Origin of the sequence: Chryseobacterium paludis (genome assembly GCF_025403485.1) — a bacterium.
GTDB lineage: Bacteria > Bacteroidota > Bacteroidia > Flavobacteriales > Weeksellaceae > Chryseobacterium > Chryseobacterium paludis.
This window is the reverse complement of sequence record NZ_CP099966.1, coordinates 2,135,990-2,153,885: the sequence shown is the minus strand read 5'-3', so window position 1 is coordinate 2,153,885 and position 17,896 is coordinate 2,135,990. Positions and strand designations below refer to the sequence as shown.

General features: G+C 34.7%; 13 protein-coding genes. 4 read left to right on the top strand and 9 right to left on the bottom strand.

The window, feature by feature from the left end:
- Positions 1-56 precede the first annotated feature (56 nt).
- Both NG806_RS09520 and NG806_RS09515 read right to left on the bottom strand, forming a co-directional pair.
- A complete protein-coding gene (locus tag NG806_RS09520; protein ID WP_214826912.1) occupies positions 57-968 on the bottom strand; it encodes a DMT family transporter in 912 nt (303 codons plus the stop codon).
- Between the two features lie 79 nt (positions 969-1,047).
- Complete coding sequence (locus NG806_RS09515; RefSeq protein WP_261512850.1) at positions 1,048-2,031, bottom strand: zinc-dependent alcohol dehydrogenase family protein; 984 nt, start codon at positions 2,029-2,031, stop codon at positions 1,048-1,050.
- 73 nt (positions 2,032-2,104) lie between these two features.
- Between NG806_RS09515 and NG806_RS09510 the strand changes: the two genes are divergently transcribed.
- Together NG806_RS09510 and purE are read left to right on the top strand one after the other, a co-directional pair.
- Positions 2,105-2,983, top strand: coding sequence for an AraC family transcriptional regulator (locus NG806_RS09510; RefSeq protein WP_261512849.1), 879 nt, complete (start codon positions 2,105-2,107; stop codon positions 2,981-2,983).
- Positions 2,984-3,065: 82 nt separating this feature from the next.
- On the top strand, positions 3,066-3,569 hold the full coding sequence (gene purE / locus NG806_RS09505; RefSeq protein ID WP_214826905.1) for a 5-(carboxyamino)imidazole ribonucleotide mutase: 504 nt from the start codon (positions 3,066-3,068) through the stop codon (positions 3,567-3,569).
- 46 nt (positions 3,570-3,615) lie between these two features.
- Here purE and NG806_RS09500 read toward each other — a convergent pair whose 3' ends face one another.
- The 4 genes from NG806_RS09500 to ahcY form a co-directional block, all read right to left on the bottom strand.
- Entirely contained in the window at positions 3,616-5,175 is a 1,560-nt protein-coding gene (locus NG806_RS09500) for a BspA family leucine-rich repeat surface protein (protein WP_261512848.1), read from the bottom strand.
- Positions 5,176-5,192: 17 nt separating this feature from the next.
- Entirely contained in the window at positions 5,193-6,830 is a 1,638-nt protein-coding gene (locus NG806_RS09495; protein ID WP_261512846.1) for a BspA family leucine-rich repeat surface protein, read from the bottom strand.
- Between the two features lie 148 nt (positions 6,831-6,978).
- Positions 6,979-7,371 (bottom strand): inner membrane protein YiaA, encoded by a 393-nt coding sequence (gene yiaA, locus NG806_RS09490; protein WP_261512845.1) that lies wholly within the window; start codon positions 7,369-7,371, stop codon positions 6,979-6,981.
- A 249-nt stretch (positions 7,372-7,620) separates the two neighbouring features.
- Positions 7,621-8,937: an adenosylhomocysteinase gene (ahcY, locus tag NG806_RS09485; RefSeq protein WP_214826897.1), complete on the bottom strand. Its 1,317-nt coding sequence runs from the start codon at positions 8,935-8,937 to the stop codon at positions 7,621-7,623.
- Positions 8,938-9,103: 166 nt separating this feature from the next.
- On the opposite strand from ahcY, the gene NG806_RS09480 reads away from it, so the two are divergent.
- Positions 9,104-9,634 carry a pyridoxamine 5'-phosphate oxidase family protein gene (locus NG806_RS09480; RefSeq protein WP_214826894.1) on the top strand — a complete coding sequence of 177 codons (531 nt, stop codon included), beginning with the start codon at positions 9,104-9,106 and terminating at the stop codon, positions 9,632-9,634.
- A 129-nt stretch (positions 9,635-9,763) separates the two neighbouring features.
- Entirely contained in the window at positions 9,764-10,378 is a 615-nt protein-coding gene (locus NG806_RS09475; protein WP_261512844.1) for a 4'-phosphopantetheinyl transferase family protein, read from the top strand.
- Here NG806_RS09475 and NG806_RS09470 read toward each other — a convergent pair.
- The 3 genes from NG806_RS09470 to porU all read right to left on the bottom strand — a co-directional run bounded on the left by NG806_RS09470 (position 10,359) and on the right by porU (position 17,808).
- Positions 10,359-12,623, bottom strand: coding sequence for an FUSC family protein (locus tag NG806_RS09470; RefSeq protein WP_214826889.1), 2,265 nt, complete (start codon positions 12,621-12,623; stop codon positions 10,359-10,361). The genes NG806_RS09475 and NG806_RS09470 overlap by 20 nt on opposite strands.
- A 76-nt stretch (positions 12,624-12,699) precedes the next feature.
- Positions 12,700-13,863, bottom strand: coding sequence for a type IX secretion system outer membrane channel protein PorV (porV, locus tag NG806_RS09465; protein ID WP_214826886.1), 1,164 nt, complete (start codon positions 13,861-13,863; stop codon positions 12,700-12,702).
- 60 nt (positions 13,864-13,923) lie between these two features.
- Positions 13,924-17,808, bottom strand: a complete 3,885-nt coding sequence (porU, locus tag NG806_RS09460; protein ID WP_214826883.1) for a type IX secretion system sortase PorU — start codon at positions 17,806-17,808, stop codon at positions 13,924-13,926.
- Positions 17,809-17,896 lie beyond the last annotated feature (88 nt).

Below are 17,896 nucleotides of genomic sequence, written 5' to 3'. Positions count from 1 at the left end.
AGATATACTTTTCTTGTCAACTAAAATAAAGGCGTCTCGACTTGGGGGAATATTCTTTAGGAATCCTGAATTTTTTGTCTTTTAAACATTTCGGGTTTATAATTGATGATAAAGACACCGAAAATAATTAAAACAGCAGCAATGATGAATTTAAAAGAAATACTCTCATTAAGAATGAGCCAGCCTAAAAATATTGCGATGATCGTATTAAAATATGCCAGAATAGAAACCTGAACAGGTGAAACCCTGGTAAGGGCAAAATGAAAAGCAAAAAATGCGGCTACTGAACCGAAAACAGATAAATAAAGCATGGCTGAAATACTTTTGATACTCCAATTTCCAAAATTATAATCTTGTGAAAATAAAAAAGCAAAAATAATCTGAATAATTCCGGCAAAGGCAAACTGATAAAAGAGATTCAGTGAAATATTTCCACTTTGGATATTTAGTTTCTTGGTAAAAATAGTACCTGAGGCCCATCCGGAAATAGCACAGAACAGGAAGAGGATTCCCATTCTGTAATCTGGATTAGCAAGATCTTTAAGACCATCCCAAAAGATAAAAAGAATTCCGCCGAAACACATTAATACACCCAGAAAAGCTTTAAAGCTAAACTTTTGTAAGCCAATAGCGACACTGCCTAAAAAAACAAGAATAGGAGAGGAGGCACTTATTAATGAAGCAAGACTGCTAGATACCGTTTCTTCAGCTACAGTGGTCATCCCGTTAGCAATCACAAGCATTAATGTAGAGAAAATAATCTGATATTTTAGATTTTTCCATCCTATCCATTTAAATTCTTTTCTGTAAAGAAGGATCGAAAGCATGATAAGGGATGCTAAAAACTGACGTATTCCTGCTACGAACCAGGCAGGTATTGTTTGTACGGCGACCCGGATTGCCAAAAATGTTGTTCCCCAAACAATAGCAACTGTAACGATAGCAAAAAAGAGTTTATAATCTTTCAAAATATAGATGTGAAATGGAACACAAAGATATTTATTTTGAATTGAATTTCGTGCTAATCTTTTTTATTGAAATCCCTATTTAATGAATTTCAATAACCAATTTTCCTGTGGTTTTTTTATTTTCTAAATCGGTATATGCTTCATTTGCGTTTTCTAATGTATAAGCGATCGGATGAAGTATTATTTTTAGTTTTTCTTGTTCAAAAAGCTCAACAGCTTCATTTAATATTTTTCCGAAGTGTTTTCTGCTTTTACCGGATAACAATGGGTATAAAGAGAATACTCCTGAATAGGTTCCATTACGGAAAGAAAGTGGCGCGAGGTTCTGACTGCCCCAACCTAAAATACTTGCAACGTGCCCTGAATATCTTTTTACAGCTTTAAAAGAACTTTCAAGAACATTGCCCCCAACGGTATCAAGAATAGCATCAAATCCAACTCCATTGGTATATGTTTCTACATAATCTTCTACGGATAAACTTTGGTAATCAATGGATTCAGCACCATATTTTTTTATTGATTCAACCTGATAGGGTGCAACAGTGGTATATACTTTTGCTCCTTTTGCTTTTGCAATTTGTATGGCTACATGGCCTACACCACCACTACCGCCATGAATTAAAACAGTTTGGTTCTGTTGAATATTCATCTGATCTACCAATGCTTCCCAGGCTGTGATAAATACCAAAGGTGTTGCCGCAGCTTCGTAGAATGAAATATTTTTTGGTTTTAATGCCAGCAAGTCAGCATCTGCTGCAATATATTCAGCTAAAGTTCCCTGAAGATCCGAGACCCCTCCTACCAAACCAAATACCTCATCACCTACTTTAAAATTGTGAACATCTTTTCCTACTTCCTCTACAACACCGGCCATATCCAAGCTTAATATCATAGGTAGGGCAGCTTCAGCATGAGCAGCCTGTCCATTTTTTATTTTAACATCTAAGGGGTTAAGCCCACTCGCTTTTATTTTAACTAAAACTTCATGGTCTTTTGGTTCCGGTTTGTTTATTTCTTTTAATACCAAAGGTTTTCCAAATTGTTCTAATACTTGTGCTTTCATTTTTTAATGTTGATTTTTTGTTCGTTATTATCATTTAATTATAATACAAAGTTGAAAAATTCATATGGTTAAAATGTTGTATTTTTACATCATTAAAGAGTATATTGTTGCTGTGAAGAAAGATTATCTGAATGAACCTTTTGAACTTGATTTAAAAGAACCAATAGATGCTTGCCCCAGAGGAGAGCACGGGGTTAGTTTCTTTGAACTGGTTTATATTGTGTCAGGAACCGGAACTCAGAACATTAATGGAAATAAGTTTTCTTATAAGGAAGGAGATCTTTTCTTGTTAATGCCGGATGATGTCCACTATTTTAGATTTAAAGCAAAAACACAATTGTTTTTTATCAGGTTTAATCGTATTTTTTTTAGTACGAATCAGTTGGCTTCTTCTTTTTTACAGCAAATTGAACAGCGTTTTTTTAATGCAAATGGTTTTCAGGGTTGTATTATTGACCATAAAGGAGATAACCTTATGATAAAACATATTATGCAAAGTCTGTTGCTCGAAAAAGATGGGATGAGAATTTATGAACGTGAAGTAACCCATTTATTGGTACATTCCGTTTTGGTTATTGTTTCCCGTAATCTTTTGCAGAAAACAAATCTTAAGGTTGGTGAAAAAACAGATGACAAAGCTGCTCATATTATTCAATATGTCCATGAAAATATTTATCATCCTGAAAAGCTATCTGCTGATAATATCAGTAAAGTTTTTGGAATATCCGTTACTTATGTTGGACGTTACTTTAAAAATCAGACTGGAAAAGCATTCACTGAATATATTGCTCAGTATAGAATGAAACTCATTGAAAATCGGTTGAAATACAGTGATATGAGGATTAATGAGATAGCAGATGAATTTGGTTTTACAGATAAGAGTCATCTTAATAGATTCTTTAAAAAATCAAATGGGATGTCACCCTCTTTATTTCGCCAGAATAACAATTAGGAAGCAGTTTGGATTTCATGGTAGCAGTAATTTTAAAAAACAGATTTTAATTTTTATCTTTGAAAATCTAATAAAATTGAAGATGGTAGGAATTATTATGGGAAGTCAAAGCGACTTGCCGATCATGGAACAAGCGGCAAATTTTCTGAAAAGCCTCAATATTCCTTATGAGCTTACAGTGGTTTCGGCTCACAGAACACCGGAAAGAATGTTCGATTATGCTAAAACAGCAAAAGAAAGAGGACTAAAAGTAATAATAGCCGGAGCTGGAGGAGCTGCTCATCTTCCCGGAATGGTTGCGAGCTGCACTACGCTTCCTGTAATCGGAGTTCCTATTCTTTCCAGCAATTCAATTGACGGATGGGATTCCGTATTGTCAATTCTTCAAATGCCAGGTGGAATTCCTGTCGCTACTGTAGCACTAAACGGTGCTTTAAATGCAGGGATTCTAGCTGCTAAAATTTTAGGTAGTGGCGATGAACAGGTTGCCCAAAGGCTACAACAATATCAAGATTCTTTAAAAGATAAAGTTTTAGGAACAGTAGATGATATTAAAGCTCAGCATCCTAATCAATACGATAAGTAAAAATTATTTAAATAAAAAGGCCTCACTTAATTAGTGAGGCTTTATGTTATTTTTTAATAAACTTAAACGATTCCGTTTTATTTTTCGTAGTAATCTGTAGTATATAATTTCCTTTTGTTAAGGAACTCACGTTGATCATATCTGTATTAAGAACATTCTGTTGTATCAGTCTGCCACTTGTATCTATTATTTTATAGCTTTTGGTGTCGTGTACATGTCTGATATGCAGATTGTCTTCCGCAGGATTAGGATATATGGATGAATTCTGAACATCTGTGTGAACATCAGAGACTGATAATAAACAGTTGCCTGCTGTATCTCCCGACATGCTCCAACCCTTACCGATCAGAATATTTCTTTTACCAACGGCATTGGAGGCATACTGTAGTGGAGCTACTGAAGAGAGAGGTATATTATTTGGAGTAGTAGGATTGTCTGCCCAACCGGAAAGAGTCTTACTGTAATTGTCACAACTGAGTCCCGTATTAGTGAGCATTCCTGAAGCTTCAGATAGGGAGCTGAGATTCCAGTTTCCCAAAGATTGATTAAACAGAGTAGAGCCATTAAACATAAAATCAGTTTTGGTAACCAGTGAAGTATTCCAGTTAAGAGGCTGATTGAAGACAAGGCATCCGTGAAACATATGGGTCATAGTAGTTACCGCTGAGGTATTCCATCCGCCTATATCCTGATTAAAAACCGGAATGTAATGAAACATAAAGGACATATCTTTTACCTTTGAAGTGTTCCAGCTATCTAATCGCTGATTGAAGTTCACACATGCTGCAAACATCCAGCCCATATCTTCCACTTTAGAGGTATCCCAATTATTTAGAGATTGATTAAATGCATTTCTTCCCGAAAACATATTGTTCAGGTTTTTAGCTGAAGACATATTCCAGGAATTTAAATAAGGAGAATTAAAGAGGTCTATTGCCTGGGGGTAGTCATTCATTCTTGCAAACATGAATTTAAAATTTTCAATACCTGAAGTATCCCAATTTTGCATAGAACTTGCTCCTAAGAAATTATGGGCATTATAGAACATGAATGAGACATCCGTTACATTATTAAGGTTTGGACTATCGGGAGCGGTAAGCTGCAGTAATCTGCAATGTACAAATGCACTATTCATAGAAGTCCATGAAATATTTCCCCATTTTTCTATTTCTGTAATTTTATCTGAGCTGCCAAACATATTCCATATAAGAACGTAAGAATCTGTCACATTTATAATTTGACATTCACCAAATCTGATTTGCTTAAAAGTACCATTTCCATCACTTACTTTTACGCGATAAGTGGCACTGGCGATATCAGAATTTAATGAATTTCCAAAGTCAATGAGTACCTGTTTTACAGAGGTTACATTGTTCATGACACCATTGTGCTGTGGATATCCTACTTCTTCCCAGCTTATGGTATAATTTTCACCGATCCCTGGAAACCAAATCTGATTTTGACCTGCAGGATAAGGAGCATCGATATTAATAAGTGGTGTTGTATTTGGCATGTTAGGTTGCCATATGGTGGTAAATTCGTCCTGTGCCTTTATGATGTGACCTAGAAAGAAGAATAAGCTTAAAACTAAAATCTTTTTATACATATTGATGGATTGGATTATTATTTCTTAATAAATTTAAAAGACTGTATTTTATCTTTTGAAATGATGTGTAGTATGTAATTTCCTTTAATTAAAGAAGCGATATTTATTTTCTCCTCACGTAGCAGATTTTGAAGCACAATTCTTCCACTTTTATCAAAGATTTTGTAAGTATCAAAACCTTTCATGTTTTTGATATAAATAAAGTCTGTTGCCGGATTCGGATAGATAGAGGGGTTGTTGAGATTATTTGCTGAAACACCCAATACTCTGCATTCCGATCCGGGAGTATCACCGTTGAAAACCCAGCCTTTATTAATGAGCATGTTTCTGTAAGGAATTACATCTGGTGAATAGATTAAAGGTGCTGTAGAGGCTAAATTAATATTGTTCGGGGTGCTAGGATTATTTGCCCAACCTATAAGCGTATTGCTGTAATTTTCGCATTTTAATCCTGAATTTGCTAATATCTGCATTCCCAGAGTTAAAGAGCTTAGATCCCATGTCTGTAAAGATTGATCAAAATTTGTAGCACCATCAAACATGGCAAGCATCGTTCCTACTAAGCTGGTTTTCCAGGTATCTAAGGGCTGATTAAATGTGGAAGCACCTGAAAATAACATATCCATTGAGGTTCCTTTACTCGTATTCCAGTTATTAAGGGGTTGGTTGAAAGCGGTACAATGATGAAATATGTGGCTAAAATTGGTAACACTTGAAGTATCCCAATTGCCAATTGGCTGATTAAATTCTGGAATAAAATGAAATAGATAAGCCATATCGGTAACCTTTGAAGTATTCCAATTATCAAGAGGTTGATTGAAAGTGAAACAATTTTCAAATGTATGAGCCATTGTTGTGACATTTGAGGTATTCCAGCTGTTTAAATTTTGATTAAATGATCTTCTGTGGAAAAACATATAACTGATATCTTCTGCAGAAGACATATCCCATGAGCCAACTGGAAGGTTAAAGGTATCAACTGCTGCGGTAGCGGGAATAAAAGAAATGTGGCCAAATATATAGGTGAATTTTTGAACACCAGATGTATCCCATGTAGTCATTGAAGGATGGCCCTTAAAATCTGAATTTCCATAGAACATAAATGATACATCGTTTACGTTGGATAGATCCGGAACATCGGTTGCTGTAACCTGAAGCCTTCTGCAATTACTAAAAGCATTATTCATTGAAACCCAATTAATGTTTCCCCACTGAGCAATTTCTGTGATTTTATCGATACTTCCTACACTATGCCAGGAAATACTAAGATATGCCGACGGAAAGTTTAAGATTTCAGGGTCACTAAATCTGATTTGTTTAAAAATACCATTTCCATTACTTGCTTTTACTTTATAGGTAGCATCTGCAAGATTGGGATTTAAGGCTGTTCCGAAATCAATGAAAACCTGATTTGTGGAGGTCACATTAGAAATGGTTCCGTTGTGTTGCGGGTAACCCACTTCCTCCCAGCTGATGGTGTAGTTTTCTCCAATTCCCGGAAACCATATTTGATTGTTGCCTGCAGGATGGGGAGCAATAAAGTCTATATCGGGAACAATGGTGGGAGCATTAGGCTTCCAGATTGTAATAAATTCATTTTGAGCATTTGTAATTTGAAAATAAAAAAGGATAAGGAGTAAAAATCTTTTATACATATCAATATTTTGTGAAATAAAGATAATAAAAATAGAAAACTCTCCAAATTTTTGAAGAGTTTATTGTTGTAATTGATTTATTTTATTCTTTTTTGCCTTTTATAGCCTGAATGGTAAAATATCCGGATTTTGAAATGTGATGAGTTCGTTATTCCTGAAGCATATTATCTCTTGTATTTTTCTGAACGGTAATAGCTCCGAAAAGGGCAAGTAAGAATGCAAAAGCATAAAATCCTTTTTCACTCGGAAGGATGGTTGCGTTCCAGAGGCCTATAGCTAATAATACAATAGAAGATAAAGTTGCAAACCAACAGATTCCATAATAGATATCCGTTACAGGGATATTTTCTAATTTATCACGAACGGCTTTCTGCAAAGAAACTACTGCGAATAGACCATATAAAAGGATCGTAAAATAATATCCTTTTTCATTAAGCAACATTTCGGCTCTTGCAAGACCTACGATAAAGCCTACCATTCCTGCTCCTAATGCTATCCATGACGCTGCAACGAATGCATTTGATACTCTTTGTTTTTTCATTAATTATAATGTTTTGTTTAGGGAGCCAAATATATACTTTTTTTAATTACCCTTAAACATTCCTTTTTATGGTTGAAAAGTAATAATTATTAGCCCCGATAGAAGCGGTTACCCCACAGCAGGAATGGATTAAGCATTAGAGCGAGGAGTATGAGCAGATAGCGGGAAATAGCTTCTAAAAAGAAAAACTCTCCAAAAATGGAGAGTTTCTATTATTTTGAAATCCTTTGTAAAATTCAGGATCACATTTTAGTATCTGTAATATTCCGGTTTGAACGGCCCTTTTACGTCAACACCGATGTATTCGGCCTGTTCCGGAGAAAGAGTTTCTAATTCTACACTTAGTTTTTTAAGGTGTAAAGCAGCTACTTTTTCGTCTAAATGTTTTGGTAACATATATACTTCATTTCCATATGCTGCAGAGTTAGTCCAAAGTTCGATTTGAGCTAAAGTCTGGTTAGAGAAAGAATTTGACATTACAAAACTTGGGTGTCCTGTAGCACATCCTAAGTTTACCAATCTACCTTCCGCAAGGATGATAATTTCTTTACCACCTTCTAAAGTATAGATGTCAACCTGTGGCTTAACTTCTGATTTAGTATGACCATAGTTTTTGTTTAACCAAGCCATATCGATTTCATTATCGAAGTGACCGATGTTACAAACTACAGCTTTATCCTTCATTTTAAGGAAATGCTCTCCTCTTACAATGTTAAAGTTACCAGTCGTTGTGATGATGATATCTGCATTATCTACAACAGTATCTAATCTTTTAACTTCGTAACCGTCCATTGCAGCCTGTAAAGCACAGATTGGATCGATCTCTGTAACAGTAACGATAGAACCAGCGCCTCTGAAAGATGCAGCAGTACCTTTACCTACGTCTCCATAGCCACAAACTACAACTCTTTTTCCAGCCAACATAAGGTCTGTAGCTCTTCTTACAGCATCTACTGCAGATTCTTTACATCCGTATTTGTTGTCGAATTTAGATTTAGTAACGGAATCGTTTACATTGATTGCAGGCATTACTAAAGTTCCCGCTTTCATTCTTTCGTATAATCTGTGTACTCCTGTTGTTGTTTCTTCAGAAAGTCCTTTGATATCTTTTGTGAATTCAGGGTATTTATCAAAAACCATGTTTGTTAAATCTCCACCATCATCAAGAATCATATTTAACGGCTTTCTATCTTCACCAAAGAATAAAGTCTGCTCAATACACCAGTCGAATTCTTCTTCGTTTAAACCTTTCCAAGCATAAACGGGAATTCCTGCAGCAGCAATAGCAGCAGCAGCATGATCTTGTGTAGAGAAAATATTACATGAAGACCAAGTAACTTCAGCACCTAAAGCTACAAGAGTTTCGATAAGCACAGCGGTCTGGATTGTCATATGAAGACATCCTGCAATTCTTGCTCCTTTTAAAGGTTGAGATGGTCCGTATTCTTCACGAATAGACATCAAACCAGGCATTTCTGCCTCAGCAAGAGTAATTTCTTTTCTTCCCCATTCTGCTAGAGAAATATCCTTAACTTTATAAGGAATGTATTGTGTTGTAGTACTCATATGTTAATGAATAAGTTTAAATTCAATTGATAACGAACTGCAAAATTACAATTAATAATTAAGATATAAAAACAACTGATCAAGTTCGATTGATGAGATTATACATAGTTTTAAATTATCTTTATTTATTCTAAATAACCTATTTTTGCTTAAATAAATTTATACAATGAATCATACAAATACGCAGGATGAAGCTCAGAAAAAAGCAAAACCTCTGACTCCGAAAGTGAAAGAATTGATAGCAAATACTAAAAGTGTAATTTTAGCGACTGTAGATGCGGAGGGAAATCCTAATTCCAGCTATGCCCCTTTTATACAGGTGGAAAATACATTCTATATTCTTGTATCTTTTATGGCGAGACATACTAAAAATCTTGCTGAAGGAAGAAAAACATCAATGATGTTTATTGAAGATGAATCTGCAACAAAACAAATTTATGCCCGTGAACGTTTAACACTTGAAGCAACAACTTCTCAAATAGAAAGAGATTCTGATACGTGGAATACTGTTGTTGCCAATTTAAAAGAAAATCATGGAAAAGTGGTTGATGTTATTTCCGAAATGAAAGATTTTATTCTTATCGCTTTACATCCTGTTAAAGGTTCTTATGTTAATGGATTTGGAAGTGCTTATTTTGTTGATGAGAATTTAGAAATTCTTGAGCATCGAAATGATGTTAACCACCAGTCAAAATAAAAAAAAGGCTTAATCTGAAGATTGAGCCTTTTTTATGTTGTAAAAAGTTGAACTCTAATATTTTGATTTCCGATGATTTCGAGATTCTAGAATCGTTATCTTTGCATTACTTTTACGAAATAAAAAACAATGCCCCTTTACCGAGATTTTTCAGATGATACCGCTACAATTCTTGTATGGAAATATGATGAGAGTGAAGAATTATGCATTAATGAACTTTTAGAGCCTGAAAATGCTGAGAAAGTAAAGGATTATCACCCTAAGAAACTCCTGGAGGTTTTAATGGTCCGTAAACTTTTAAAGGGATTGAAGCCCAGTTCAAAGATTCTATACAACGAAAGAGAACCTTTTCTCTCTCCTAAAGATGCAGAAATTTCTATTACCCATTCATTTCCTTTTGCTGCGATTGCAATTTCAAAAAATAAAATTGGAATTGATATTGAGAAATTTAATCCTAAAATAATGAGGGTCATTGATAAGTTTACCTATGAAAATGAAAGAGGTTTCATACCGGAAGATATAGCGGATACTTATTATACGATTATCTGGAGTGTGAAAGAAAGTATGTACAAAATACACCATTCAAAATACTGGTCTCTGAAAAAGAATTATGAAGTAAAACCTTTTGAATTAAAAAATCTTCACAAAATAAACTGTAGGGTATATGATGATCAGTTTTCAGATGAATTCAAAGCCAAAGTAGAGTTTTTTGATGATTACTGTTTTACGATTGTGGAGGAGTAGTTTTAGATTCGTTTTTATATTTTTCTATAACTTTTCTCTGTTCTTTAGCAACATCATAAATAAGTTCCAGAACATCATGAATATTTTTCAGTTCTGTAAGATGAGATATTTTATTCGGATCATTCAAGTTTGATGGTTCATTTTCTTCAAGCTCACTTTTTCTTTTTAACATCAGATCGTCAATAGAAGAATCTTCGGGCTCAAGACGACTGTCCATTTTCAGTACTTCGTTAATTTCTTCTCCATTAAGAAGTGCAGAAGTCTGATGCATTTCTGATTCTATTTTCCGGCTCCAGCTTTCGGCATCTATTTCAGGATATTTCTCCTCATTCTTAGAATACTGAGATAGGGAAGCCGTATAAGCAGTAATAAGATGTGAAGTTGCCACAAACTGATGGACAACCTCCAGTTTCTTCTGCTGGTTTTTTGGTTCAGAGATCATCCTTTGGAAATTATCAGAAAGATTGGCCAGTGAAATGATTGCATTTTTACGTTTTACTTTATAATCTTCAAGATCAAAATCTTCCTGTAAAAATTTGGAAATGACACTTTGAAAATAGATAAGGTTGCTTTCAGCAGATTTCTTCATCAGATCAAGGTTCTGAGTGTGTTCCCAAACAGGAAGAACAACATAAGAAACCAGAAATGCTATGATACCTGCAATCATAGTATCTACAATTCTGTCTTTAAAAATGACATCTACTTTCCCGGGACTTAAAAAGTTGAAACTCATAAAAACGTAGATCGTCATAAATAGGACAGCCCAGAAATATCTCCCTTTTAATAAACTGAAACAAAGGATCATACTCACCAAAAGTGTAGCAAATAATATGGCGTTAATATGAACGAAGTGCAATATCACATAAGCAATGGTAGCACCAACGATCGTTCCATACAAACGAAGTCCGTTCCGCTGTTTTGTGATAGAGTAGGCGGGCTTTAATATTGCGGTAATTGTGATTAATATCCAATAGGTATGTCCAATCCCTAAAAATTGGAATAATGAAAAAAGATAACCAATTAATAAAGCTGTTGTAATCCGTATAGCATGCCTGAACTGAGACGACGAAAGAGAAATATTATTTCTTAATACCTTGAAATTAAGTTTCTCTTCATTAGGCATAAATTTCTTTAAATCTAGTCCGGTTGAAAGACTCTTTGCTAATTTTACATCTTGCGAAAAGACTTTATAGATCTCATTTATTTCTTTTGTAATCTCACTGATACGCATTAGAATTTGACGCAAGATCATAAAGTTTTCAAGATTCCCTGGTGTGATTTGCTTATTTCTAAGCTCAAAATATAAGGTATTCAGTTTTTTTAATTCGATATCGAGATCAAAGATGGGCTTTGCTCTTGTACCAAGCTGAAGAGAGATTCCGATATTGGTGATTTCTTCAGAAAGGAGATTGAGATAATCATGGATATTAACCAGGATCATGCTGTCTTCAAAACTTTGCTGAAGCTTTTGATAGTCACTTTCAGAAGTCATTAATTTTTCATGAAGGTCCATTGAGTTCAGGAACATCAGCATTAGCAATCGACTAGTGGTCGTAGATTCATTAACGATAGTCCTGGTTTTAAAAACGGTTTCTCTGGTTTCTTCCTGAAGATTTTTAATTCCGATCTGTTTAGCAATGACCTGTGTTGTAAGTTTATCAAAATCGGGATTCTTCTGATAATAATTAGCCTTAATTTTTAAGAACTCAGCCAGTTGAAGATAGTTTTCACCAATCATCTGGCTGGCAAGTTTATAGGGTTGTATGGTAGTAACAATAAGGAATATCAGTAAGAACCAGATACATCCCGAAGCAAAAATAAGAAGGCTTTTAAAAATATTACTTCCCGTGAGATGTCCATCAATAAAGATAGCTAACACCACCAAAGATAATGAACCAACGGCAGCCAGCCTCTGTCCATAAACTCCTATTAATGAGAAAAACATTGCAAATACAATGATCTCCAGGATAACGAGAACTTTTATATGCATCACTAAACTTGCAATAAGGGATACGAGTACAAAACAGAAAATAGCAAATGTTAATGCATTTCTTCTTCTTATAAAAGGTCCGGGTTGATCAGTAAGGGCTACGAAGCTGGTTCCAAGAGGAAAAAGGAAATATTCCTTTAAAATTCCGAAGTGGGCAAGAACTAAACAAGGCAATACAGTGGCTAATGTAATTCTGATGGCAGAATATACATATTGACTGGTTACAAATTTTTTTAGCTCCGCTGAATAGTTCATTTTACAAAAATAATTATTGGAAAACAAAAAAGCCTCATAAATATGAGACTTTTGTAAACTTATGTATTATATTTTTTTAATAATCAACATTAGAAGTTTCATCTCCGATATTCCAGGTTAAACCGAAACGAAGTGTATTATCTAAAGCTGTATTAATTTTAGACATATTGATTAAGTAAGAGATGTCAAGTCCAAAAGAACGGTATTTCAAACCAACACCTGCAGTTGCAAATTGTCTGGCTCCCTGTTCTTCGCTTTCACGGAAATATCCGGTTCTTACTGCAAAAGCATTATCATATGAATATTCTAAAGCACCACTATACATAATGCTGTTTTTATTTTTGAAAGATTTTCCGATACCTGCAATTGGACCTACGTTTGGTACAGCATACATCGGCTGTCTTGTATTTGGATCCATTCCTACAAATTCAGAACCTGGAACCAAGATCTTAGAACCTTCTACGCTTAATCCTATTTTATTGGCATCATCTAAATACATATCATATCCAACCCCTAATCTTGCCATAGTAGGAAGATAAGATCTGGATTCTTCATTTCCTGTATAGTCCAGTTTAGGACCTAGGTTCTGAATTGTGAAACCTGCATTCAATTTACCATCATAACCTCCGAAACTTGAAAATCTTGGAGAAGTATAGTATCCTGAAACGTCTACTGCAAAAGAGTTTGCAGGCTTAAGAGTAGTATCTGTATTGAAACCTCCGGCTAAATCTGAACGAATAAATCTACCAGTTACAGCCATGGAATAAGAATCTGAAAGTTTTAGTGCGTAGGCAACATCAATAGAGAATTCATTAGGTTTTGATGTTCCCATAGAAGCTACCTCAGTACCTACTAATTGAGTTAAATCCACCTGACCCATATTGAAGTAATAAATACTTGCCGAGATCGTAGATCTTTCATCCTGACCTAAAAATTTATGGAATGCTCCATATAATAAGAATACATCATTAGTCAGTTTTCCCATGTATGGGGTGTAGTTAAGGCCTACGGAAGAACTAGTTCTGCTAAAAGGGTATTTCGCTGCATTCCAGAATTGAGAAAATGCATCCGGAGAGGTAACGACACCTTGATCACCCATACCTCCAGATCTCGCATCTGGCGCAATTCTTAGAAATGGAGCTCCGGTTAATACAGGTCCTACCTTACTCAGATCTTGCGAATAGCCTAAAAAACCAGCAGTAAAACCAATTCCTAAAAGCAGTTTAGTAGTTAAATTCATATGTTGTCTTTTATATATTATCAGTTTTTTATTAATATTGTTATTTATACTTCTTTTATTTTACTTCAAAAGTACCATTTTTTCTACAGCTGTAGCACTTCCTTTGCATTTTTCTTGATTTTGACTTTTTGCAAATATCTTAAAAATATACGTTCCCTTCCCAACAGTTGAACCAAAATCATCTCTTCCGTCCCATTCAATTGCTTGTCTTGGCGTTCTAAAGCCCTGTAAGAAGGGTTCTGCAACTACTGCTTGAGATAATGTTCTTACTAATTTTCCTGTTATTGTATAGATTTGAACATTTACATTTAATATATCATCGCAATTATGTTCAAATTGAACATAGGTTTTGTTGGTAAATGGATTTGGCCAGTTAAGCGGTCTGTTAATTACCAGATGCTGATCGGCCTCATCCTTAACTTCAAAGTTTAACGTTGCAGACGTAGAATTATTGTTTATATCCCAAACTTTAAATGATAATTGATGTTGACCTACTGCTAAATTCCTGAAAGGGTAGGTTACATTTCCTTTTTGGTAATCTGCAAGACTCGGGCTCAGACATCCGTTTCCTTCTCCCGAAGCGTAAAAATCATTTAATACGATAGTGTTAATAATTTGTCCGTCCAAATATACAGTAATATCATGACCGATACCAGCACCTGTAGAATTTATTCCTGTATCATCAGTTACACAAGCTAGCAACATCGGATTTTGATCTGTAATTCCTCCGTCTGCAAAATTGGTGTTGTTCATATACAATTTTACTTTTGGCGGTTCACTATCATTAATTCCGTTTGGATTAACATCTCCAACCTGCACAGACTGGTTGTTGAAGACATCAGTAGATTTATTATCGGCATATCCTAATATCCTTCCTTCACCTACTGCATAATTGATATCTTTTGGAACATAAAACTCGACATTGAAAACTCCGTTTACAGCCATTCCCGATGCTTTTACAATAGCACTTCCTTCTTCTGTATAGTTTAATATCGGATCTAAGGCTCCACTGTTATTTAAAGTTTTTTTATTTAATCTTTTATCAAAAATGTTAATTACAACTCTTCCGTTGAATGTAGTGTTAACTGTTCCATTTGCATTATTGATATGTCCTTTCACTTTTACAAAATCTAATCCTCTGATCAGCCCTGGTACAGGGGTGTCAATATTATCAATAACTAATAATCTTTTGGGCCTGCTTAATTTCATAGCGGGATCACCAAGAAGATTTACTTTTAAATGATCAGTTTGTGGACCTTTTTGTTTTTTAGCATTTAAATGTGCCAGTCCTAATGTTTCAAAATCATCATTTACTAATTTGAAAATATCCTGAGTATATAGGTTTGTAAAATCACGGCCATAATCTACACCGATAGCACGGCTTGATGTAATCATAGCTGCAGGGCCTCCTTGTTTCATTTTAAGGAAACGTTCTCCGGCAGAAAATGTTTCCGGTTCATCCCATAATGTAAATTCACACGTTATTGTGGATACAAATGGAAATCTACTGTATACATTCGAAAAGTTATTGGCATTGTTGATTTCATCCAGAGTTAAAACTCTTTCCTGGGCCCAGCCACTGATCCCTCCATGTCCGAAATAAAAGAGATACATGGTATTTCCAATATCGTTGGAGATTGCCTGGTTTACTTGTGGATATCTACGCCCCCCCGCTGTACTTTGAGCCTGAAAGGCATCTAAATACAGTTTTCTTACATTATATTCTTTAAGATTATTTGATCCAGCCTGTTCAAAAATAGTTTCTAAGGTACTGTTCATTACATTATGAAACGGACTCCCATTATCAGTATCATCATCAACAACAAAATCAAGTTTCATACGCCATTCTCCAAATGGACTGGATTGGCCTGGTAATGAATTGTAATAAGCAAGGGTTTTATCTATCATAACTGTTGCTTCCGTAATGTTAGCCGCTGGAATTCTTCCTACTGGAAGATCCGGAAGGTTACTTGGAATAGATGCCGAAGTCTGAGGTTTTGTCATGACAATATAATCATCAGTTACATAAGAGGTAATGAATTCTGAAGACTGCTCACTTTGATAACTTGACACGACATTAGAATTATTAGGAACCCTGTTTTTATAATCATATGAAGTATCTCCTAAAATAAAAACATATTTTAAAGCTCCTGATGGAGTATTTAATTTAGTTACAAAATCACGGATGGCCGTAAGATCTCTGCTTCCGCTACCAAATTCATTATAGATTTTATTAGCATCTACGATTTGAACATTAAAATTATTCTTGGTTTGATGATAGCTGGCTAACCTTTGAGCCTGTGACATCATTTCCGGAACCGTAATTATCAAATAATCTACATTTTGTAATCCGGAGAGATTTTGATTTCCAATCCTCTCTACAAATTGAGGTGAGTATGCAGCATCTGCTTTGAAGGCTACAAACTCGTTGTTGAAATTTACATCAGCAGTAACATATCCAAAGTTAAAATTCGCGCTACCCGCTGCTTTGTTTACCCTTCTGTTTGCATTGGTAATATCCGTAACATCCCAAATTTGCTCCAATCCTGAAACATTGTTTACGCTAAAGCCGTAATTGGTATTAGTTCCTGTGGTAAGAGAGAAATCTCTAAAGTTCATTTGGGAACCATTATATTTTAGGTCTTCTTTATATTGTACTTCTACATAATCAAAGTAAAATAATCCATTAGGATTGGTCGTAATGCTGGGTTTGTAATTAAAGGAGATCTGATTGCCACTTAAATTAGTGATGTCCCCAGTATAAACAAATGGTATATAATCCAGATCTGTTGGAATGGTTGAGTAGGTTTGCGCATTTTGATTGTTGATATCAAAAGAAATACTGTTACCCTGAGTTTTATACCCTATTATCTTTGTTCGGTATTTTATATTATCTGCACCCTGAATAGGTGAGGCGAGGTTGAACGTAACGGTCTTGTCAGTAGTGAAAGGTGCTTCTTCAGTCCATACTCTTCCTACTTTCATGATATTTTTTTGGTCATTATTAATAACCTGATAATTATCAAATCGCGTAATTAAAGCTGCCGGAAGATTAGCATCTATAGGCTGAACTCTTTTTCCTTCTCCTTTATCAAAGTTGATAAAATAATAAGAAAAATCATCATAAATATTTTTTGTATTCTCACTTCTGTCATTTCGTTCATCAGCTCTTTTTATACCATTACCGTTTGATTTATTGTAAAGGTTATATCCGTTTGGACCTTGAGCATAGAACAATGCATAATCTTCATCATTCCAAGTGCCATCACTTTCTCCTACTACCTGTATTGCATTTTCCTGTAAAGCGCTATATTTTACATCCTGATTAAATTCTGGAAGCATAATTCCTCCATTGCCATAGATTCTGAAATTTCTTGGATTTATAGATGAAGGATTAATGCCATTATCCCTTAAAAACTGTGTCGTGATTTTAAAAATACCTGATTTGTCAACTTTAATTTTATAAAAAGTACCACTCGACAAAGGGTTGTTATTTGTACCAACCTTAGCAGCACTCATAATTTGGTTCGAAGCACTGCCTTCTGAAATTTCAAATGATGAAAGCCTCTGGATTCTCCCTTTTACATTTTTAAATAAACCGACATTCACACCGGCATATTGTTCCCCTTCAAAATAGTAGTAAGAAACATTTGTAATGTCATAATCTGGGATTCCGTTTTTACCCAATTCAAACAAATCTCTATTTGAAACGGTTTCCCAAACTAAATTAGAAATCTTTAACTGCTTTTCTCCTATTTTTTGTTTGGTTGTTATAAAAATGTTATTTTGGCCATACGAAAAACCTGTATTTTTAAAATTAGGGAGATTGATTTTTGTATCGCCAAAATCTTGAATTTTTGATCCATCCCATTCGATGTTGATTTTTTGAGCATAAAGCGTTGATACAAAAGTCAATAAGAGTAAAAACGTAGTTAATTGTTTCATGTTTGTTTTTGAAATTTCTAAATTACAAAATAAATGAAAATTTTATAATTAAATTGCGATACAATAAAATTAATTTGTTAACGTTTTT